Origin of the sequence: Variovorax sp. 160MFSha2.1, assembly GCF_048305075.1 — a bacterium.
Lineage (GTDB): Bacteria > Pseudomonadota > Gammaproteobacteria > Burkholderiales > Burkholderiaceae_C > Variovorax > Variovorax guangxiensis.
In genome coordinates this window covers 5,266,041-5,285,511 of sequence record NZ_CP157624.1, presented here as the reverse complement: position 1 = coordinate 5,285,511, position 19,471 = coordinate 5,266,041, and the positions used below count along the sequence as shown (strand labels likewise).

Here is a 19,471-nt window from a genome sequence, read left to right as displayed (position 1 = left end):
ACGCGCCGCATCCAACGGCAGACAAGGAACCATCATGGCTTTTTCCCAGGGCATCAGCGGACTCGGCGTGGCCGCGGCCAACCTCGACGTCATCGGCAACAACATCGCCAACTCGGGCACCGTCGGCTTCAAGTCGGCCGCCGCAACCTTCCAGGACGTGTACGCCGGCTCGCGCGTCGGCCTGGGCGCTTCGGTCTCCGGCGTGACGCAGAACTTCTCGCAGGGCGTGACCCAGTCGAGCAGCCGCCCGCTGGACGTGGCCATCCTCAACGGCGACGGCTTCTTCCGCCTGACCAGCGCCACCGGCGAAGTCATGTACTCGCGCAACGGCCAGTTCACGCGCGACAAGGACGGCTACATCGTCAACGCCTCGGGCCTGCGCCTCACCGGCTTCGGCGCGAACGCCAACGGCGGCATCAGCGGCGGCACGCCGGCGGCCATCCAGATTCCGACCACGCCCATGACGCCCAAGGCCACGACCGGGATCGACGCCGAGTTCAACCTCGACGCGCGCAAGACCGCGCCCACCAAGACGCCCTTCAACGCGGCCGATTCCGACACCTTCAACTACTCGAACGCCGTCGGCCCCATCTACGACTCGCTGGGCAACCCGCATGACGTGTCCGTCTACTTCGTGAAGAACGCGACGCCTGCCAACACCTGGAGCGTGTACGGCACGGCCGACGGTGCAGCGCTGAACGCCGGCGCCGCGCTCGGCACCCTGACCTTCGACTCCGCCGGCAAGATGACCGCGCCGGCCAGCGGCCAGCTGAGCCTGGGCACGCTCAACCTCACCAACGGCGCCGCGGCACTGACGCCCACGCTCGACATCTCGGGCACCACGCAGTTCGGCGCCGCCAACGCCATGAGCAAGCTCGCGCAGGACGGCTACCGCTCGGGCGAGCTCACCTCTTTCTCGATCAACGCCGACGGCACCATCACCGGCAAGTTCTCCAACGAGCAGACCAAGCTGCTGGGCCAGGTCGTGCTGTCCTCCTTCGCCAACCCGAACGGCCTGGAGCCCAAGGGCAACAACGTGTGGGCCGAGACGCAGGCCTCGGGCAACCCGCTGACCGGCACGCCGGGCGAGGGCACCAAGCTCGGCTCGCTGCAGTCGGGCGCGCTGGAGGCATCCAACGTCGACCTCACCTCCGAGCTGGTCAACCTCATCGTCGCGCAGCGCAACTACCAGGCCAACGCGCAGACCGTGAAGACGCAGGACCAGGTCATGCAGACGCTCATGAACATCCGCTGAGGCGGCGCTTCAGCAAGACCGACATCAGGAGCACCCAGTGGATCGCATGTTGTACGTCGCCATGAGCGGCGCCAAGCAGGTCATGGAACAGCAGGCCGCCGTCGCCAACAACATGGCGAACGTCTCGACGCCGGGCTTCCGCGCGCAGATCGCCAACTTCCGCGCGGTGCCCGTGGTCGGCGATGAGGCGCCCACGCGCGCCTTCGTGGCGGCCACCACGCCCGGCGCCGACTTCACCCACGGCCCGCTCACCGAGACCGGCCGCGCGCTCGACGTGGCCGTGAGCGGCCAGGGCTGGCTGGTGGTGCAGACGCCCGACGGCGGCGAGGCCTACACCCGCGTGGGCAACCTGCAGATCGGCGCCGACGGCCAGCTCACCACCATGGGCGGGCGCCCGGTGATGGGCGACAACGGCGCGCTGACCGTGCCGCCGGGCTCCACGGTGAGCATCGCCGCCAACGGCCTGGTGGGCGCGCGCGACGCGGCCTCCACCACGCTCACGGGCATTGCCGAAGTCGGCCGCCTGAAGCTGGTCAATCCGCCGGTCGCCGAACTGGAGCGCGGCGAGGACGGCCTGTTCCGCATGCGCGCCGGCCAGCCGCCGGCCGAGGCCGACGAGGCCGTCACGCTGGTCAGCGGCGTGGTGGAAGGCAGCAACGTCAACCCGGTCGAGACCATGGTGGCCATGATCGCCAACGCACGCAGCTTCGAGATGCAGATGAAGTCGCTGCAGACGGCCGACACCAACGCGCAGTCCGCCAACAAGCTGCTGGCCTACGGCTGACGCGCGCTCTCCTTCTCGCAAGCTCTTCCGCAGGACTTCCAGAAAAATGATCCGCTCCCTCTACATCGCCAAGACCGGCCTCGACGCGCAGCAGACGCAGCTCGACGTGGTTTCCAACAACCTCGCCAACGTCGGCACCACCGGCTTCAAGCGCAGCCGCGCCGTGTTCGAGGACCTCGTCTACCAGAACCTGCGCCAGGTCGGGGGCCAGTCGTCGGACCAGACGCGCCTGCCCTCGGGCCTGCAGGTCGGCACCGGCGTGCACGTGGTCGCCACCGAGCGCATCCACTCGCAGGGCAACCTCACCAAGACCGACAAGCCCACCGACGTGGCCATCAGCGGCGGCGGCTTCTTCCAGGTGCTGATGCCCGACGGCACCACCTCGTACACCCGCGACGGTTCGTTCCAGACCGACCGCGACGGCCAGCTGGTCACCGCCAGCGGCTTTCCCGTGCAGCCGGCCATCACCGTGCCGGCCAATGCCACCAGCATCACCGTGGGCCGTGATGGCATCGTCTCGGTGGTGCAGGCGGGCAGCACCAACACTGTCCAGATCGGCCAGCTGCAGCTCGCCACCTTCGTCAACCCCACCGGCCTGCAGAGCCTGGGCGAGAACCTGTATGCCGAGACCGACGCATCGGGCGCTCCCAACCAGGTGAACCCCGGCGTCGACGGCGCCGGCACGCTGAGCCAGGGCTATGTCGAGGCCTCCAACGTGAACGTGGTGGAAGAGCTGGTCAACATGATCGCCACCCAGCGCTCGTACGAGATCAACAGCAAGGCGGTCCAGACCTCGGACCAGATGCTGCAGCGCCTGGCCCAGCTGTGAGCGTGATGGTGGTGACGATGTTGCAGGCGTTGCGTCTTCTTTGCCGCAGTGCGGCCGACGCGAGGACGCGGCTGCTGCCGCTGCTCGCCGCCGCCGTGCTGGCCACCGGCTGCGCGCAGGTTCCGCGCGAGCCGCTGGTGCACCAGCCGATGACGGCGCGCTCCGACAACTACGCGGCGGTGCAGACGCGGCGATCGCCCGGGGCGATCTTCCAGGACGGCCCCGGCGCGAATGCGCTCTTCGAAGACCGCCGCCCGCGCAACGTCGGCGACATCCTCACCATCGTCATCAGCGAGAAGGTCAACGCCACCAAGAACTCGGGCGCCAACGCGAGCCGCACCGGCAGCACCGCCAGCGTGTTCGCAGTCATTCCCAAGCTCATCGGCGGCCTGCTCGACGGGCAGGACGCCAAGCTCTCGGGCACCAACTCGCTCAACGCCAAGGGCGGCGCCAACGCCAACAACACCTTCAACGGCGTGATCACGGTCACGGTGACGGACGTGATGAGCAACGGCAACCTGCTGGTCAGCGGCGAGAAGCAGATGGGCATCAACCAGGGCACGGAGTTCATCCGCTTCTCGGGCGTGGTGAACCCGCGCACCGTCTCGGGCAACAACACCGTGCCCTCCACATTGGTGGCCGATGCACGCATCGAGTACTCGGCCAAGGGCTATATCGACGAGGCGCAGCACATGGGCTGGATGCAGCGCTTCTTCCTCAACGTCATGCCGTTCTGAACATGGAAAACCCCCAGGCTTCGCGCACTTCGTGTCGCTTCTCCAACCCCCTTGCAGGGGGCGATGCCTGCGGCCCGGCAAAGCCGGTTCCGCGGCATCCCGCGAATTTTCGGGCTCGCTTGCGCGTCGCGGCGGTTGCAATGGTCGCGTCCTTGTTCCTTGCTCCTGTGCATGCGGAGCGGCTCAAGGAGCTGGCCAGCATCCAGGGCGTGCGCGACAACCCGCTGATCGGCTACGGGCTGATGGTGGGTCTCGACGGCACGGGCGACCAGACGATGCAGACGCCGTTCACCACGCAGAGCCTGAACAACATGCTGCAGCAGCTGGGCATCACGATTCCGCAGGGCGTGAACATGCAGCTGAAGAACGTGGCGGCGGTGATGGTCACGGCCACGCTGCCTTCGTTCGCGCGGCCGGGGCAGAACATCGACGTGACGGTGTCTTCCATGGGCAATGCGAAGAGCCTGCGCGGGGGCACGCTGCTGATGACGCCGCTGAAGGGCGTGGACGGCATGACGTATGCCGTGGCGCAGGGGAACATGGTGGTGGGCGGCGCGGGTGCGTCGGCCAACGGAAGCAAGGTGCAGGTCAACCAGCTCAGCTCGGGGCGCATTCCCGGCGGAGCGCTGGTGGAGCGCACGGTGGAGTCGCCCGTGGGCGCGGAGGGCACGTTCTCGATCGAGCTGAACCGCTCCGACTTCGGCACCACGCAGCGCGCGGTGGATGCGATCAACCGGCAGTTCGGCTCGGGCACGGCCGAGGCCATCGATGCGCGCTCCATCCGCGTGCGCGCGCCGGCGCCGCAGCAGCGTGTGGGTTTCCTCGCGCGGCTCGAAGATCTCGAGGTGACGCCGACGCAGGCCGGTGCCCGCGTGGTGGTGAACGCCCGCACGGGCTCCGTGGTGATGAACCAGGCCGTCCGCGTGAAGGACTGCGCCATCGCGCACGGCAACCTGTCGGTGGTCATCAACACCGAGCCTGTCATCAGCCAGCCGGGCGCGTTCTCCGGCGGCAGCACCGTGGCGGCCCAGACCTCGCAGATCTCGGTCAACCAGGGCGGCGGCGCGATCCAGATGGTGCGCGGCGGCGCCTCGCTGTCGGACGTGGTCAAGGGGCTCAACAGCCTGGGCGCGAATCCGCAGGACCTGGTGTCCATTCTCCAGGCCATGAAGACGGCCGGCGCCCTGAGCGCCGAGCTCGAAATCATCTGACGGGGCAGCGGCGATGACGGTATCTGCTTCCGATCGCAGTGGCGCGCTCGACCAGCGTTTCGCGCTCGACGTGCAGGGCGTCGATGCCTTGCGGCGCACGGTGCGCAGCTCGCCTGAAGAAGGGCTGCAGCAGGTCTCGCGGCAGTTCGAGGCGCTGTTCATGAACATGGTGCTCAAGAGCATGCGCGAGGCGACGCCGTCGAGCGGCCTCTTCGACAGCCAGGACCAGAAGGTGTACCTGTCGATGTTCGACCAGCAGCTCACGCAGAACCTCTCGGGGCGCGGCGTGGGGCTGGCCGAGGCGATGCTTGCGCAGCTGCGCCGCAGCATGCCGTCGGGCCCGCCCGACGCGCAGGCCGATGCGGAGATCGGCGTGAGGCCGATGCAGCTGGAGCCGCTCGCGCCAGGTTTTCCCCTGGGTGCGCGCGCGGGCATTCCGATCGGTTCGGCGCCCGTCGCCTCGACCGCGCGCACCGCGGACCTCGGCATCTACCAGTTCAACAGCGACCGGCGCGCGCAGGGCACGAGCGCCGGTTCGCTGCAGGGGCAGGTCGACGAGTTCGTGGGCCGCATGGGCGCATCGGCGCAGGCCGCGAGCACGGCCAGCGGCGTGCCCGCGCCGCTGATCCTCGCGCAGGCCGCGCTCGAGTCGGGCTGGGGCAAGCGCGAGATCCGCGCCGACGACGGCACGCAGAGCTTCAACCTGTTCGGCATCAAGGCAGACCGCGGCTGGAAAGGCGCGACGGTCGAGACCACGACCACCGAGTATGTCGACGGCGAGCCGCAGAAGGTGCGCGCGAAGTTCCGCGCCTACGCCTCGTACGAGGAAGCCTTCACCGACTACGCACGCTTCATCACCCGCAACCCGCGCTACGCGAACGTGCTGGCGACCGACGACCCGAACGAGGCGGCCCACGGCCTGCAGCGCGCGGGCTACGCGACCGACCCGCGCTACGGCGAGAAGCTGGTTCGCATCATGCAGAAATTCGGCTGAGCCGCCACAGCGCTCGCCGCACCAAGGAAAAGCCATGGCAGAGACCGCAGCAGCAACCGCAATCCGGCACGCACAGGCGCCGCAACCTCAGGGCGCGGGCACGCGCCTGGAGGTGGTGACCTTCAAGCTTGGCGAAGAGGAATACGGCATAGACATCCAGAAGGTGCAGGAGCTGCGCGGGTACGACGCGGTGACGCGGATCGCGAACGCGCCGGAGTACATCAAGGGGGTGGTGAACCTGCGCGGGATCATCGTTCCGATCATCGACATGCGCATCAAGTTCAAGCTGGGCGAGCCGACGTACGACCAGTTCACGGTGGTGATCGTGCTGAACATCGGAGGTCGTGTGGTGGGGATGGTGGTGGACAGCGTGTCGGACGTGATCACGCTGACGGGAGAGCAGATCAAGCCGGCGCCGGAGATGGGATCGGTGCTGGACGCGGACTACCTGATCGGGCTGGGCACGCTGGAGGAGCGGATGCTGATCCTGGTGGACATCGACCGGCTCATGTCCAGCGAGGAGATGGGCTTGGTCGAGAAGATGGCCGCCTGAGCGTCCGATCCGGGCCCGAACCCACACAACCACGAGACAGAGGTTCCGACAGGAGACACGGACATGATGAAGAACTGGACGGTCGGACGGCGCATGGGCGTCGTCTTCGCATGCGTGCTGGCGCTGGTGGTGCTCATCGCGGGCATCGGCGTGCTCCGGCTGCAGGCCGTGGGTGATGCGACCCAGGCGATGGCCGGCGCCTCGCTGGCCAAGGAGCGGCTTGCGGCCGCATGGCAGCTGGCCACCAACACCAACAGCGTGCGCACCTTCTCGCTGCTCAAGAGCGAAGACCCGGCCGTGCAGGCCTATCTGCAGAAGAACATCTCGGCCACCAGCGCCGTCATCACCGAGACGCAGAAGAAGCTCGAAGCCGTGCTGGCCTCGCCCGAAGAACTGGCGCTGAGCGCCGACATCAAGAAGAAGCGCGGCGAATACGTGGAACTGCGCAACCAGATCCTCAAGCTCAAGGCCGACGGCCGCAAGGAAGACGCGGCCAGGCTGACCGACGCGCAGCTCATGCCCGCGCTGGACGCCTACGACGCGAGCATCCGGGCCATGGTGAGTCTCCAGCAGCAGGAGATCGACAGGACCGCCGCCGCCATCGACGCGAAGTACCGTTCGGGCCGCAGCTGGATCGTGGTGCTCGCCTGTCTGGCACTGGTTGCCGGCACGGCGACCGCATGGCTGCTGACGCGAAGCATCGTGCAACCCATCGGCGAAGCGCTGCTGATCGCCGAGACCGTGGCTTCGGGCGACCTGAGCCAGGAATTCGAAACCGAGCGTGGCGGCGACTTCGGCCGGCTGCTGCGCGGCATGGGCGAGATGGAAGACACGCTGACCGACCTGGTGACGCGCATCAAGGCATCCACGGACTCTATCGCGGTCGCTTCGCGGCAGATCGCGGCGGGGAATCAGGATCTTTCGTCGCGTACGGAAGAGCAGGCGAGCTCGCTCGAACAGACGGCGGCCTCGATGGAAGAACTGACCTCGACGGTCAAGCAGAACGCCGACAACGCGCGGCAGGCCAATCAGCTGGCTGTGTCGGCCTCGGAAGTGGCGGTGAAGGGCGGCAGTGTCGTCTCGCAGGTTGTCGACACCATGGGCTCGATCAATGCCTCGTCCAGGAAGATCGTCGACATCATCGGCGTGATCGACGGCATCGCGTTCCAGACCAACATCCTGGCGCTGAATGCTGCCGTTGAAGCCGCACGTGCGGGCGAGCAAGGCCGTGGCTTCGCCGTCGTCGCTTCCGAGGTTCGCAGCCTTGCACAACGTTCTGCCGCTGCGGCCAAGGAAATCAAGACCCTCATCGGCGATTCCGTCGAGAAGGTCGAGGAGGGCAGCAAGCAAGTGGAAGAGGCCGGCCGCACGATGGAAGAGATCGTGGGCAGCGTCAAGCGCGTGACCGACATCATGGGCGAGATCACCGCAGCGAGCCAGGAACAGACCTCGGGTATCGAGCAGATCAACCAGGCCATCACGCAGATGGACCAGGTGACGCAGCAGAACGCCGCGCTGGTCGAGGAAGCCTCCGCCGCCGCGCAGTCGCTGCAGGAGCAGGCCGACAGCCTCGTGCGCGCGGTCAGCACTTTCAAGCTCGACGCGCAAGAGGAAGCCCTGCCGGCCTGAAGACCCATGCGCACGCGTATCAGTCCCAGGCGAGCCCTGCGCATCGGCGCGCGCTTCGCCATCCTGCTGCTCCTGCTCGCGATCGCCCTGAGTCTCGGCTTCCAGGCCGGCGCGGGCTACGAGTGGGCGCAGCAGACAGTGTTCGTGCTCGGCGTGGCGGCCTTGTTGACCGCCGTCGCCGTCGTCTGGCTCGTCATGCGATCGGTCACGCGTTCCACCCACGACGCAGCCAAGGTGTCCGACCGGCTGGATCGGCTGCTCGAGCACGTCAACACGAAGATTTCCGAAAAAAACCTTTCCCCATGAATTCGCTTCTCAATCTCAAGATCGGCACCCGCCTCGGCGCGGGCTTTGCCGCCGTCCTTCTGCTGCTGGCAGGCATTGCCGGCCTCGGCCTCAGCGCGATGACCGACATCCAGGCGCGGCTCAACGGCATCGTCACCGGCAACAACGTCAAGGTGGTCCTGGTGAACAGGATGCTGGACGCGATCCGCGACATTGCGATCCTCGACGGCAACATGATTCTCCTGACCGACGACGCGGCCATGCGGGCGGAGTCGAAGAAGGTCGCCGCTGCGCGCGAGCGCTTCACCGAAAGCCGGGGCGCGCTGGCCAAGCTGCTCGCCACGCCGGAGGGCAAGGCGCTGCTCGCGCGCATCGACGAGAAGGTGGCGGTGCTCGTGCCCCTGAATGCGCAGATCAGCGAGGCGGCGCTGCAGAACAGGAACGAAGAGGCGACAGCGCTCTTCATCTCCAGGTTCCAGCCCGCCGTGAGGGCCGCGCTCGCGGAACTCGAGGCGATGGCCGAGCACCAGGAGCGGCGCTCCATGGAGGCCAACCAGGAGGCAGGCGAAGGCTATGCGTGGTCGCGCAACCTGATGCTGGCGCTGGCCAGCTTCGCCGTGCTCATCGGCGCAGGCATCGCATGGCTCATCACGCGCTCCATCACCCGGCCCATCGGCCAGGCCGTGCAGGTGGCCGAGAAGGTCGCCGCGGGCGACATCAGCTCGCGCATCGAGGTGGCGTCGAAGGACGAAACCGGCCGGCTGATGCATGCCCTCAGGGAAATGAACGAAAGCCTCGCCAGGATCGTCAGCGAGGTCCGCACGGGCACCGACACGATCGCGACGGCTTCGGCGCAGATCGCTTCGGGCAACCAGGATCTTTCGTCTCGTACGGAAGAGCAGGCGAGCTCCCTGGAGCAGACGGCAGCTTCGATGGAAGAGCTGACCTCGACGGTCAAGCAGAACGCGGACAACGCACGGCAGGCGAACCAGCTCGCTGTGTCGGCCTCCGAAGTCGCGGTCAAGGGCGGCAGTGTCGTTTCACAGGTTGTCGACACCATGGGTTCGATCAATGCATCGTCCAAGAAGATCGTGGACATCATCGGCGTGATCGACGGCATCGCGTTCCAGACCAACATCCTCGCGCTGAATGCTGCCGTTGAAGCCGCACGTGCGGGCGAGCAAGGCCGTGGCTTCGCTGTCGTCGCTTCCGAGGTTCGCAGCCTTGCACAACGTTCTGCCGCTGCAGCCAAGGAAATCAAGACCCTGATCGGCGATTCCGTCGAGAAGGTCGAGGAGGGCAGCAAGCAGGTGGAAGAGGCCGGCCGCACCATGGAAGAGATCGTGGGCAGCGTCAAGCGTGTGACCGACATCATGGGCGAGATCACCGCGGCGAGCCAGGAACAGACCTCGGGCATCGAGCAGATCAATCAAGCCATCACGCAGATGGACCAAGTGACGCAGCAGAACGCGGCACTGGTGGAAGAAGCCTCCGCAGCGGCTCAATCGCTGCAGGAGCAGGCGGGCAACCTCGTCAAGTCCGTGAGCATCTTCAAGCTCGACGCGAACGCGGTGGCCACCGTGCGTCCCGGGTTCACGCACATCGTCCCGATCCCCAAGCCCGCCAGGCCGGCGCCGAAGCGTCTCGCCAAGGCCTTGCCCTCGCGCAAGGAGCCCTCGGCCGCCCCGCAACTCGCCATGACCGGCGACGCCAAGGGTGACTGGACCGAGTTCTGAGTTAACAAATTGAAGGTCCGAGATTCCGATGCCGATAGCGGGGTGACGGTGTTGCGCATGTCGCGCAAGCATGGGTGCCGTCCCCTGTCATCGGAGGAGGAAGTATGAGATTCAAGGACCTGAGAATCAGCACACGCCTGGGGCTGGGCTTTGCGGTGATGCTGTTGCTTGTGGCCTGCATGGCCGGCATCGGGCTATGGAGGCTGGCCAACGTGAGCCAGGCCACGGAGAGGATGATGACCCAGGCGCTGGCAAAGGAACGCCTGGCCGGCGAATGGCAGAGCAATCTCAGGTCGACCTCGGTCGCCACCATTGCCATGATCAAGGCGCCGGATGCCACGCTCGAAGCCTATTTCGCCAAGCTCCAGTCGACCGGCATGGAGCGTATCTCCTCGGTCCAGAAAGAGTTCCAGTCGAGGCTGAGCACGCCGGAGGAGAAAGAGCTCTACGAAAAGATCATGGTCGCGCGAACCAGGGTGCGCGAGATTGTGACGAACCTGACAACGCTTAAGGACCGGGGGCGGATCGAAGAAGCGCAGAAGATGGTCGACACCACCTTCTCCGAGGCGCTGGCAGCTTATGGCATCGCAGTCGACAGGCTTGACCAGCACCAGCACGACGAGATCGACGCTGCCGCCCGCGACATCGCAGAAGACTATGTCGAAGGCCGGATCATGCTGCTGTCGCTGGCTGCCGTTGCCGTCGTGCTGGGTGCGCTGTTCGCGTGGCGCCTGAGCTCGGGCATCGTGCGGCCGCTGGGCCATGCAGTCGAAGTGGCAGAGACCGTGGCTGCCGGCGACCTGCGCGTGGACATCCGCGTTGAAAGCCGCGACGAGGCCGGCCAGCTGATGCAGGCGCTGAAGCACATGAACATGAGCCTTGCCAAGGTGGTCGGCGAAGTCCGCCTCGGCACGGACACGATCGCCACGGCATCGAGCCAGATCGCATCCGGCAACCAGGATCTTTCTTCCCGCACCGAAGAGCAGGCGAGTTCGCTGGAGCAGACGGCGGCGTCGATGGAACAGTTGACCTCCACCGTCAAGCAGAACGCGGACAACGCGCGGCAGGCAAACCAGCTGGCGGTCTCGGCGTCCGAAGTCGCGACCAGGGGCGGCATGGTGGTGTCGCAGGTGGTGGACACCATGGAGTCCATCAATGCGTCGTCCCGGAAGGTGGTCGACATCATCGGCGTGATCGACGGCATCGCGTTCCAGACGAACATCCTGGCGCTCAATGCGGCCGTCGAGGCAGCCCGGGCAGGTGAGCAGGGCCGGGGCTTCGCCGTCGTGGCGTCGGAGGTTCGCAGCCTGGCTCAACGCTCTGCAGCAGCAGCCAAGGAGATCAAGACCCTGATCGGCGACTCGGTGGAGAAAGTCGAAGAGGGCAGCAGGCAGGTGGAAGAAGCCGGCCGCACGATGGACGAGATCGTCGGCAGCGTGAAGCGTGTGACGGACATCATGGGCGAGATCACGGCGGCGAGCCAGGAGCAGACCTCGGGCATCGAGCAGATCAACCAGGCGATCACGCAGATGGACCAGGTGACGCAGCAGAACGCCGCGCTGGTCGAGGAAGCCTCCGCCGCCGCGCAGTCGCTGCAGGAGCAGGCCGGAAGCCTCGTGCAGACCGTGGGCATCTTCAAGCTGGATCAGGGCGCGGGCATCAGTGCCGCGCAGCGTCCGGGTCCCAGCCGCATCACCCCTGTAGCGAAGCCGGTGAATGCTCTTTACGCGCGCGGACCGGAAGGCAGCGAGAAAGGCGGCGAGCCCGTGCGCCAGCCGGCCATGGCCGGCGCCGACGCTAACGAATGGACCACTTTCTGATAACAAAGGGCTCAACTCTGGCGCGCATGTGCCGATAACAGGACGACGGTGCTGGTGCATCCATCGAATGCGGCGGCCCGGTCTCACGCTAGAAGGAAGAAAGAGGTATGAGCTTGAAGGATCTGACAAACGGCACTCGGCCCGGCCCGGGTTTCGCGGCGGCACCGACGCCGATCGCCCTGACCATGGACTCCGGGTGGATCAATCAGGCGATCGTGCGGATGAGCCTGGTCGCGCGGCTGCGCCTGATCCCGGCCTGAGGGGAGGACGAACGGACCATGCGCGTCAATCTTCCCGTCACCGGCATCGAGTACGAACTGTCGCCGGACGCCGCCCTGGTGTCCCGCACCGACATGAAGGGTCGCATCACCTACGTCAACCCCGCTTTCGTCGAGGCCAGCGGCTTCACCGCGGCCGAGCTCATGGGCAAGGCGCACAACATCGTGCGCCACCCCGACGTGCCGCCCGAAGCATTTGCCGACCTGTGGCAGACGCTGGCGCAGGGACTTCCCTGGACCGGCCTCATCAAGAACCGCCGCAAGAACGGCGACTTCTACTGGGTGCTCGCCAATGTCACGCCCATCCGCCGCGACGGCCGCACGCAGGGCTACATGTCCGTGCGCAGCAAGCCGGGTCGTGCCGAGGTGGCCGAGGCCGAAGCGCTGTATGCGCGCATCCGCGAAGGCCGGGCGAAGGACATCGAACTGCTGCAGGGCGAAGTGGTCTCGCGCGGCTGGAAGGACCCGCTGGCCCGGCTGCGCCGCATTCCCGTGCGCCAGCGCGTCTTCGGCGCGACCGGCATGGGGGCGCTGCTGTCGCTGGGGCTGGGCGTCTTCGGCTGGATGGAAGCGTCGCGGCTGGTTGCCTCCGCCGGTGCGCAGAGCTGGCTGCCGGGCGCCATGGCCGCCGCAGGCGCGGGTTTCGCGCTGTCCTGGCTGGGCCTGGGCCAGTTCCTGGTGCGCACCGTGTTCCGGCCGCTCGACGAGGCGGTGCACGTGGCACGTGCCATCGCGGGCGGCGATCTCGTGCGCTTCGACGTGCGGCGCGGAGACGAAATCACCGGCCTGCTGCGCGCGCTCAACCAGATGAGCGCGAACCTGTTCGCCATCGTCGCGGACGTGGGCGCCAACGTGACGGGCGTGATGTCGGCTTCGAGCCAGATCGCTTCGGGCAACCAGGACCTGTCTTCGCGCACGGAGCAGCAGGCGAGCTCGCTGGAGCAGACGGCGGCTTCGATGGAAGAGCTGACCTCGACGGTCAAGCAGAACGCGGACAACGCGCGGCAGGCCAATCAGCTAGCTGTGTCGGCCTCTGAAGTGGCAGTGAAGGGCGGCAGTGTGGTCTCCCAAGTCGTCGACACCATGGGTTCGATCAATGCGTCGTCCAGGAAGATCGTGGACATCATCGGTGTGATCGACGGCATCGCCTTCCAGACCAACATCCTGGCGCTGAATGCGGCAGTCGAGGCTGCCCGAGCCGGTGAGCAGGGCCGCGGCTTTGCCGTCGTCGCTTCGGAAGTCCGCAGCCTGGCCCAAAGATCCGCAACAGCAGCCAAGGAGATCAAGACCCTGATCGGCGACTCGGTCGAGAAGGTCGAGGAGGGCAGCAAGCAGGTCGAAGAGGCCGGCCGCACGATGGAAGAGATCGTGGGCAGCGTCAAGCGCGTGACCGACATCATGGGCGAGATCACTGCAGCGAGCCAGGAACAGACCTCGGGCATCGAGCAGATCAACCAGGCGATCACGCAGATGGACCAGGTGACGCAGCAGAACGCCGCGCTGGTCGAGGAGGCCTCGGCCGCAGCCCAGTCATTGCAGGAACAGGCCGATGGCCTCGTGAAAGCCGTGCGCGTCTTCAGGGCCGAGGCCGCAGAGGCCGTCGCGGAACCCGCCTGAAGAACCACGCAACCCCAATCAAAACCGGAGAAGAAAAGATGCTGAACAAGGCAAGAGATCCCATGCAACAAGCCGCCTCGGGCTCTTCCGCCACCGGCGTGAGCCGCCTGGAGGTGGTGACCTTCAAGCTTGGCGAAGAGGAATACGGCATAGACATCCAGAAGGTGCAGGAGCTGCGCGGGTACGACGCGGTGACGCGGATCGCGAACGCGCCGGAGTACATCAAGGGGGTGGTGAACCTGCGCGGGATCATCGTTCCGATCATCGACATGCGCATCAAGTTCAAGCTGGGCGAGCCGACGTACGACCAGTTCACGGTGGTGATCGTGCTGAACATCGGAGGTCGTGTGGTGGGGATGGTGGTGGACAGCGTGTCGGACGTGATCACGCTGACGGGAGAGCAGATCAAGCCGGCGCCGGAGATGGGATCGGTGCTGGATGCGGACTACCTGATCGGGCTGGGCACGCTGGAGGAGCGGATGCTGATCCTGGTGGACATCGACCGGCTCATGTCCAGCGAGGAGATGGGCCTGGTCGAAGCAGCCGCCACCGCCTGAGCCAGGACCACGGCCGGAGCACTGCAGGGTCGGCCCGGTTTCCAACCTTCCACTCTTGAATGTCCGCATCATGAATTTCCTCTCCAACCTTCGCATCGGCAACCGGCTGGCGCTGGCTTTCGCCATCGTCCTGGGCCTGACCGTGGTCTCGACCGCCATCGCGCTGGTCTCGTCGCGCAACAACGCGGAAGCCACGCGGATCATGATGCGCAGTCCGCTCGCGAAGGAGCGGCTCATCTCCGACTGGTACGTACTGACCTACTCGGCCATCGCGCGCACCTCGATGATCGCCCGCACCACCGACGAGAGCCTGCCGGTGGTCTTCGCCGACGTCATCTCCGACAGCGTGAAGAAGGGCAGCGAGACCATCGCCAAGGTCGAGAAGCTGCTGGTGACGGAGGAGGAAAAAGCGATCCTCAAGTCCATCCTCGAACTGCGGGCGAAGTACCAGACGGCGAAGGACGACGTGGGCAAGGCCAAGGCCGGCGGCGACACGGTGGCGACAGCGCGCGTCTTCAAGGAAATCTTCCAGCCGGCCGCCAAGGCCTATGAGACCCGCGTGCTGGACCTGCTGTCGCTGGAGCGCAAGGCCATCGACGACATGAGCGAGGCCATCGACGCGGCCAACACCCGCAGCTTCAACCTGCAGCTGCTGCTGACCGTGCTGGTCGTGATCAGCGGCGGCGTCTTCGCGTTCTTCATCTCGCGCAGCATCGTGCGCCCGCTGGCGCAGGCCGTGCAGGTGGCCGAGACGGTGGCCGCGGGCGACCTGAGCGCGAACATCGAAGTGCGAAGCCGTGACGAGGCGGGGCAGCTGATGGAAGCGCTTCGGAAGATGAACACGAACCTGGCGAAGGTGGTGGGCGAGGTGCGCTCGGGCACTGAAACCATCGCGACGGCTTCGGGCCAGATCGCTTCGGGCAACCAGGACCTGTCTTCGCGCACCGAGCAGCAGGCCAGTTCGCTGGAGCAGACGGCGGCGTCGATGGAAGAGCTGACCTCGACGGTCAAGCAGAACGCGGACAACGCGCGACAGGCGAATCAGCTGGCTGTGTCGGCCTCCGAAGTCGCGGTCAAGGGTGGAGGCGTCGTCTCGCAGGTGGTCTACACGATGGGGTCGATCAATGCATCGTCCAAGAAGATCGTGGACATCATCGGTGTGATCGACGGCATCGCCTTCCAGACCAACATCCTGGCGCTGAATGCCGCTGTCGAGGCTGCTCGTGCCGGGGAGCAAGGCCGAGGCTTCGCTGTCGTGGCCTCGGAAGTGCGCAGCCTGGCCCAGCGCTCCGCCGCTGCAGCCAAGGAGATCAAGACCCTGATCGGCGACTCGGTCGAGAAGGTCGAGGAGGGCAGCAAGCAGGTGGAAGAGGCCGGCCGCACGATGGAAGAGATCGTGAGCAGCGTCAAGCGCGTGACCGACATCATGGGCGAGATCACCGCGGCGAGCCAGGAGCAGACTTCCGGCATCGAGCAGATCAACCAGGCCATCACGCAGATGGACCAGGTCACGCAGCAGAACGCCGCACTGGTCGAGGAGGCTTCGGCGGCGGCCCAGTCGCTGCGTGAGCAGGCCGGCAGCCTGTCGCAGGTGGTGGGCGTGTTCCGCCTCGGTGGCAGCAACGCTGCCGGTCCGGCCCATCGGCTGGCGTTCTCGGCACCGGCGGCATGAGGCAGAAGAAGATGGCAAACAAGACAATGCAGTGGTTCCAGAACCTTCGCGTCACGGTCCGGCTGATCCTGAGCTTCCTCGTGGTCGCGGCAATCGGTGCCGCCGTGAGTGCGCTCGGCATCTTCCACATGGGGCGCATCAGCGCATCGACCGAAGCGCTCTACGCCAACGAGCTTCGCGCCCTGCAGGGCGTACAGGAAGCCAACATCCGCCTGCTGTATGCCAGCCGCGCGCAGATGACGCTGCTGTCGGCCGGCACGCTCGGCGAGCGCAATGCGGGCGCGAACGAGATCAAGGCGTCCATCGAGAATCTCACGGCGCGCGCGGCCGAGGTGAAATCCTTCTTCAGCGAGACCGAAGAAGGCGCGAAGCTGTTCGGCCAGTTCGAAGGACTGATCGGGCCGCTGACGACGCGCATGAATGACTTCGTGACGCTGCTGAAGAAGCAGCCGCTGGACAGCACCCAGTTCGACAGCCAGGTGAGCGAGGACAGCACGCGCCTGCTGAAGGAATCGCGCGGCCTGGAAGAGGTGCTCCAGCGCATGGTCGCCTACAGCAAGGACCATGCACGCGAGCGCGCCGAGCAGGCCGACGGAACCTACAAGGCCTCCAGGCTGACGATGCTGGGTCTGGCGCTGGCCGGCATCGTGGCCAGCGTCGGGCTGGGTGTGCTGGTGGCGCGCCTGATGGGGCGGCAGCTCGGTGGCGAGCCGCAATACGCCGCCGACGTGGTCGGCCGCATCGCCGACGGCGACCTGTCGCTGGCTGTCAGCGCCGACGCCGCGCACGACGGCAGCCTGCTGCACTCCATCCGCAAGATGCAGTCGCAGCTGACGTCGATCGTCGTGGAGATCAAGGATTCGAGCGACACCATCGCCAGGGCTTCGGAGCAGATTGCGGCAGGAAACCAGGACCTGTCTTCCCGCACGGAGCAGCAGGCGAGTTCGCTGGAGCAGACGGCGGCGTCGATGGAAGAACTGACCTCGACGGTCAAGCAGAACGCGGACAACGCGCGGCAGGCGAACCAGCTCGCTGTGTCGGCCTCGGAAGTGGCGGTGAAGGGCGGCAGCGTGGTCTCCCAAGTCGTCGACACCATGAGCTCGATCAATGCGTCGTCCAGGAAGATCGTCGACATCATCGGCGTGATCGACGGCATCGCCTTCCAGACCAACATCCTCGCGCTGAACGCTGCTGTTGAAGCCGCACGTGCAGGTGAGCAAGGCCGGGGTTTCGCTGTCGTGGCTTCGGAAGTCCGGAGTTTGGCTCAGCGCTCGGCCGCGGCAGCCAAGGAAATCAAGACCCTCATCGGCGACTCCGTGGAGAAGGTCGAGGAGGGCAGCAAGCAGGTGGAAGAAGCAGGCCGCACGATGGACGAGATCGTGGGCAGCGTCAAGCGCGTGACCGACATCATGGGCGAGATCACCGCGGCGAGCCAGGAACAGACCTCGGGCATCGAGCAGATCAACCAGGCCATCACGCAGATGGACCAAGTCACTCAGCAGAACGCCGCACTGGTCGAGGAAGCCTCCGCCGCCGCGCAGTCGCTGCAGGAGCAGGCCGGAAACCTCGTGCGCTCGGTAAGCATCTTCAAGCTCGACGCAAGCGGCAGCCATGCCGCGCCCCGGGCGCAAGCCGGAACGCCACCCTTGGCCCATGTCGAACCGTCGCTGCCGACCCCGCAGCAGCTGGCCGTGGCTGGCGACGGCGACTGGCGAGAGTTCTGAACGCGGGCCTGGACCGCAAAGAAAACCGGAACACCGAATCGGCCCTTCAGGCCTCCAAGGAAAAGATCATCAAAGCTTTCTACAACCTCAAGATCGCGACCAAGCTGCTCGTGTCGTTCGTCGCGGTCCTCGTGCTCACGGCCTGCCTGGGCGTGATCTCGATGCTGCAGCTTTCCAAGGTGCACGAGACCTCCACGGAGCTCTCGACCAAGTGGCTGCCCGCCACGCGCGCCCTGCTCGAGCTCAAGGGCATGGTGGCGAACTACCGTTCGCAGGAAATGGCGCATGCCCTGTCGGGTTCGTTCAACGAGATGGCCGCGTACGAGAAGGCGATGGACGAATCGTGGGCCGCGCTGCAGAAGATGCGTGCCGAGTACGCGGGCTTCATATCGGAACCCGAGGAGCGCGAGATCTTCCCGGCATTCGAGAAGCTTCTTGCACAATACGAGCTGGAGCATCGGAAGATCGTCGCCATCTCGCACACGCAGGACACCGACCAGGCCAGCGCGATGATCCGCGGCAAGTCGCAGCAACTCAGCCGCGAGATGAATGCCGCGCTCGACAGGCTGACGCAGGTGAATCTCGCGGGCGCGGTCCGCGCCGGCGAGACCGCCAACGCCGTGCACCAGCAGGCCAGGCTTTGGGTGCTGGGCCTGCTGCTGGGCGCCGTGGTTCTGGGCCTCGGGCTGGCGCTGTGGATCGCGCGCATCGTCGCCCGTCCGCTGGAGGAGGCGGTGAAGGTCGCGCAGTCGGTGGCCGGCGGGGACCTCACCAGCCGCATCGAGGCGCGGACGACCGACGAGACCGGGCAACTGCTCGAAGCGCTGAAGGGCATGAACGACAGCCTGGTGAAGATCGTGAGCGAGGTGCGCACAGGCACCGACACGATCGCGACGGCATCCAGCCAGATCGCCTCGGGTAACCAGGATCTTTCGTCGCGTACGGAAGAGCAGGCGAGTTCGCTGGAGCAGACGGCAGCCTCGATGGAAGAGCTGACCTCGACGGTCAAGCAGAACGCCGACAACGCCCGTCAGGCGAACCAGCTCGCTGTGTCGGCCTCGGAAGTGGCAGTGAAGGGCGGCAGTGTCGTGTCCCAGGTGGTCGACACCATGGGCTCGATCAATGCCTCGTCCAGGAAGATTGTCGACATCATCGGCGTGATCGACGGCATCGCATTCCAGACGAACATCCTGGCGCTCAATGCGGCCGTCGAGGCAGCCCGGGCAGGTGAGCAGGGCCGGGGCTTCGCCGTCGTGGCGTCGGAGGTTCGCAGCCTGGCTCAACGCTCTGCAGCAGCAGCCAAGGAGATCAAGACCCTCATCGGCGACTCGGTGGAGAAAGTCGAAGAGGGCAGCAGGCAGGTGGAAGAAGCCGGCCGCACGATGGAAGAGATCGTGGGCAGCGTCAAGCGCGTGACCGACATCATGGGCGAGATCACCGCAGCGAGCCAGGAGCAGACCTCGGGCATCGAGCAGGTCAACCAGGCGATCACGCAGATGGACCAGGTCACGCAGCAGAACGCGGCACTGGTGGAAGAGGCCTCCGCGGCGGCTCAATCGCTGCAGGAGCAGGCCGGCAACCTCGTCCAGTCCGTGAGCATCTTCAAGCTCGACGCCAACGCGGTGGCCACCGCGCGCCCCGGCTTCACGCGCATCACACCGATCCCCAAACCCGCCAAGCCTGCATCGAAGCCCCCCGCCAAGGGCCTGCCCACCCGTCAACAACCCGCAGCAGCCCCGCAGCTCGCCATGGCCGGCGATGCCAAGGGCGACTGGACCGAATTCTGAATA

Annotated in this window: 17 protein-coding genes; all 17 read left to right on the top strand. The window is 66.3% G+C overall.

The window, feature by feature from the left end; all coding sequences use genetic code 11:
* The first annotated feature begins 34 nt into the window (after positions 1 to 34).
* The 17 genes from flgE to ABL838_RS23910 all read left to right on the top strand — a co-directional run bounded on the left by flgE (position 35) and on the right by ABL838_RS23910 (position 19,468).
* On the top strand, positions 35 to 1,255 hold the full coding sequence (gene flgE / locus ABL838_RS23990; protein WP_126023285.1) for a flagellar hook protein FlgE: 1,221 nt from the start codon (positions 35 to 37) through the stop codon (positions 1,253 to 1,255).
* Positions 1,256 to 1,292: 37 nt separating this feature from the next.
* Complete coding sequence (flgF, locus tag ABL838_RS23985; RefSeq protein WP_418122229.1) at positions 1,293 to 2,039, top strand: flagellar basal-body rod protein FlgF; 747 nt, start codon at positions 1,293 to 1,295, stop codon at positions 2,037 to 2,039.
* Between the two features lie 46 nt (positions 2,040 to 2,085).
* The gene (gene flgG / locus ABL838_RS23980; RefSeq protein WP_093197930.1) at positions 2,086 to 2,868 is read left to right on the top strand and encodes a flagellar basal-body rod protein FlgG; all 783 of its coding nucleotides are present in this window, start codon (positions 2,086 to 2,088) and stop codon (positions 2,866 to 2,868) included.
* Positions 2,869 to 2,885: 17 nt separating this feature from the next.
* Positions 2,886 to 3,605, top strand: coding sequence for a flagellar basal body L-ring protein FlgH (locus tag ABL838_RS23975; RefSeq protein ID WP_126023519.1), 720 nt, complete (start codon positions 2,886 to 2,888; stop codon positions 3,603 to 3,605).
* Positions 3,606 to 3,745: 140 nt separating this feature from the next.
* Positions 3,746 to 4,816, top strand: coding sequence for a flagellar basal body P-ring protein FlgI (locus tag ABL838_RS23970; protein WP_418122227.1), 1,071 nt, complete (start codon positions 3,746 to 3,748; stop codon positions 4,814 to 4,816).
* 13 nt (positions 4,817 to 4,829) lie between these two features.
* The gene (gene flgJ / locus ABL838_RS23965) at positions 4,830 to 5,810 is read left to right on the top strand and encodes a flagellar assembly peptidoglycan hydrolase FlgJ (protein WP_184641058.1); all 981 of its coding nucleotides are present in this window, start codon (positions 4,830 to 4,832) and stop codon (positions 5,808 to 5,810) included.
* 34 nt (positions 5,811 to 5,844) lie between these two features.
* Positions 5,845 to 6,363: a chemotaxis protein CheW gene (locus tag ABL838_RS23960; protein ID WP_126023289.1), complete on the top strand. Its 519-nt coding sequence runs from the start codon at positions 5,845 to 5,847 to the stop codon at positions 6,361 to 6,363.
* A gap of 63 nt (positions 6,364 to 6,426) precedes the next feature.
* Positions 6,427 to 7,992, top strand: coding sequence for a methyl-accepting chemotaxis protein (locus ABL838_RS23955; protein ID WP_418117590.1), 1,566 nt, complete (start codon positions 6,427 to 6,429; stop codon positions 7,990 to 7,992).
* A gap of 6 nt (positions 7,993 to 7,998) precedes the next feature.
* The gene (locus ABL838_RS23950; protein ID WP_126023291.1) at positions 7,999 to 8,298 is read left to right on the top strand and encodes a hypothetical protein; all 300 of its coding nucleotides are present in this window, start codon (positions 7,999 to 8,001) and stop codon (positions 8,296 to 8,298) included.
* Positions 8,295 to 10,013 (top strand): methyl-accepting chemotaxis protein, encoded by a 1,719-nt coding sequence (locus ABL838_RS23945; protein WP_369661081.1) that lies wholly within the window; start codon positions 8,295 to 8,297, stop codon positions 10,011 to 10,013. The genes ABL838_RS23950 and ABL838_RS23945 overlap by 4 nt, the downstream gene beginning before the upstream one ends.
* 104 nt (positions 10,014 to 10,117) lie before the next feature.
* A complete protein-coding gene (locus ABL838_RS23940; RefSeq protein WP_418125904.1) occupies positions 10,118 to 11,833 on the top strand; it encodes a methyl-accepting chemotaxis protein in 1,716 nt (571 codons plus the stop codon).
* A gap of 107 nt (positions 11,834 to 11,940) precedes the next feature.
* A complete protein-coding gene (locus ABL838_RS23935; protein WP_418122226.1) occupies positions 11,941 to 12,093 on the top strand; it encodes a hypothetical protein in 153 nt (50 codons plus the stop codon).
* An 18-nt stretch (positions 12,094 to 12,111) separates the two neighbouring features.
* Positions 12,112 to 13,728, top strand: a complete 1,617-nt coding sequence (locus ABL838_RS23930; protein ID WP_418122224.1) for a methyl-accepting chemotaxis protein — start codon at positions 12,112 to 12,114, stop codon at positions 13,726 to 13,728.
* 62 nt (positions 13,729 to 13,790) lie between these two features.
* Positions 13,791 to 14,285 carry a chemotaxis protein CheW gene (locus ABL838_RS23925; RefSeq protein WP_126023294.1) on the top strand — a complete coding sequence of 165 codons (495 nt, stop codon included), beginning with the start codon at positions 13,791 to 13,793 and terminating at the stop codon, positions 14,283 to 14,285.
* Positions 14,286 to 14,355: 70 nt separating this feature from the next.
* On the top strand, positions 14,356 to 15,957 hold the full coding sequence (locus ABL838_RS23920; protein ID WP_418122223.1) for a methyl-accepting chemotaxis protein: 1,602 nt from the start codon (positions 14,356 to 14,358) through the stop codon (positions 15,955 to 15,957).
* A gap of 26 nt (positions 15,958 to 15,983) precedes the next feature.
* On the top strand, positions 15,984 to 17,681 hold the full coding sequence (locus ABL838_RS23915) for a methyl-accepting chemotaxis protein (RefSeq protein WP_418125903.1): 1,698 nt from the start codon (positions 15,984 to 15,986) through the stop codon (positions 17,679 to 17,681).
* Between the two features lie 68 nt (positions 17,682 to 17,749).
* Positions 17,750 to 19,468, top strand: a complete 1,719-nt coding sequence (locus ABL838_RS23910; protein WP_418125902.1) for a methyl-accepting chemotaxis protein — start codon at positions 17,750 to 17,752, stop codon at positions 19,466 to 19,468.
* Positions 19,469 to 19,471 lie beyond the last annotated feature (3 nt).

What these genes read in the sequence shown, in the direction of transcription:
- ABL838_RS23930 (WP_418122224.1), top strand. Translation starts at nt 12,112, where the DNA reads ATGCGCGTCAATCTTCCCGTCACCGGCATCGAGTACGAACTGTCGCCG.
- ABL838_RS23970 (WP_418122227.1), top strand. Translation starts at nt 3,746, where the DNA reads ATGGTCGCGTCCTTGTTCCTTGCTCCTGTGCATGCGGAGCGGCTCAAG.
- ABL838_RS23935 (WP_418122226.1), top strand. Translation starts at nt 11,941, where the DNA reads ATGAGCTTGAAGGATCTGACAAACGGCACTCGGCCCGGCCCGGGTTTC.
- ABL838_RS23945 (WP_369661081.1), top strand. Translation starts at nt 8,295, where the DNA reads ATGAATTCGCTTCTCAATCTCAAGATCGGCACCCGCCTCGGCGCGGGC.
- flgG (WP_093197930.1), top strand. Translation starts at nt 2,086, where the DNA reads ATGATCCGCTCCCTCTACATCGCCAAGACCGGCCTCGACGCGCAGCAG.
- ABL838_RS23950 (WP_126023291.1), top strand. Translation starts at nt 7,999, where the DNA reads ATGCGCACGCGTATCAGTCCCAGGCGAGCCCTGCGCATCGGCGCGCGC.
- flgJ (WP_184641058.1), top strand. Translation starts at nt 4,830, where the DNA reads ATGACGGTATCTGCTTCCGATCGCAGTGGCGCGCTCGACCAGCGTTTC.
- ABL838_RS23915 (WP_418125903.1), top strand. Translation starts at nt 15,984, where the DNA reads ATGCAGTGGTTCCAGAACCTTCGCGTCACGGTCCGGCTGATCCTGAGC.
- ABL838_RS23975 (WP_126023519.1), top strand. Translation starts at nt 2,886, where the DNA reads ATGTTGCAGGCGTTGCGTCTTCTTTGCCGCAGTGCGGCCGACGCGAGG.
- ABL838_RS23940 (WP_418125904.1), top strand. Translation starts at nt 10,118, where the DNA reads ATGAGATTCAAGGACCTGAGAATCAGCACACGCCTGGGGCTGGGCTTT.
- ABL838_RS23925 (WP_126023294.1), top strand. Translation starts at nt 13,791, where the DNA reads ATGCAACAAGCCGCCTCGGGCTCTTCCGCCACCGGCGTGAGCCGCCTG.
- ABL838_RS23960 (WP_126023289.1), top strand. Translation starts at nt 5,845, where the DNA reads ATGGCAGAGACCGCAGCAGCAACCGCAATCCGGCACGCACAGGCGCCG.
- ABL838_RS23920 (WP_418122223.1), top strand. Translation starts at nt 14,356, where the DNA reads ATGAATTTCCTCTCCAACCTTCGCATCGGCAACCGGCTGGCGCTGGCT.
- ABL838_RS23955 (WP_418117590.1), top strand. Translation starts at nt 6,427, where the DNA reads ATGATGAAGAACTGGACGGTCGGACGGCGCATGGGCGTCGTCTTCGCA.
- flgE (WP_126023285.1), top strand. Translation starts at nt 35, where the DNA reads ATGGCTTTTTCCCAGGGCATCAGCGGACTCGGCGTGGCCGCGGCCAAC.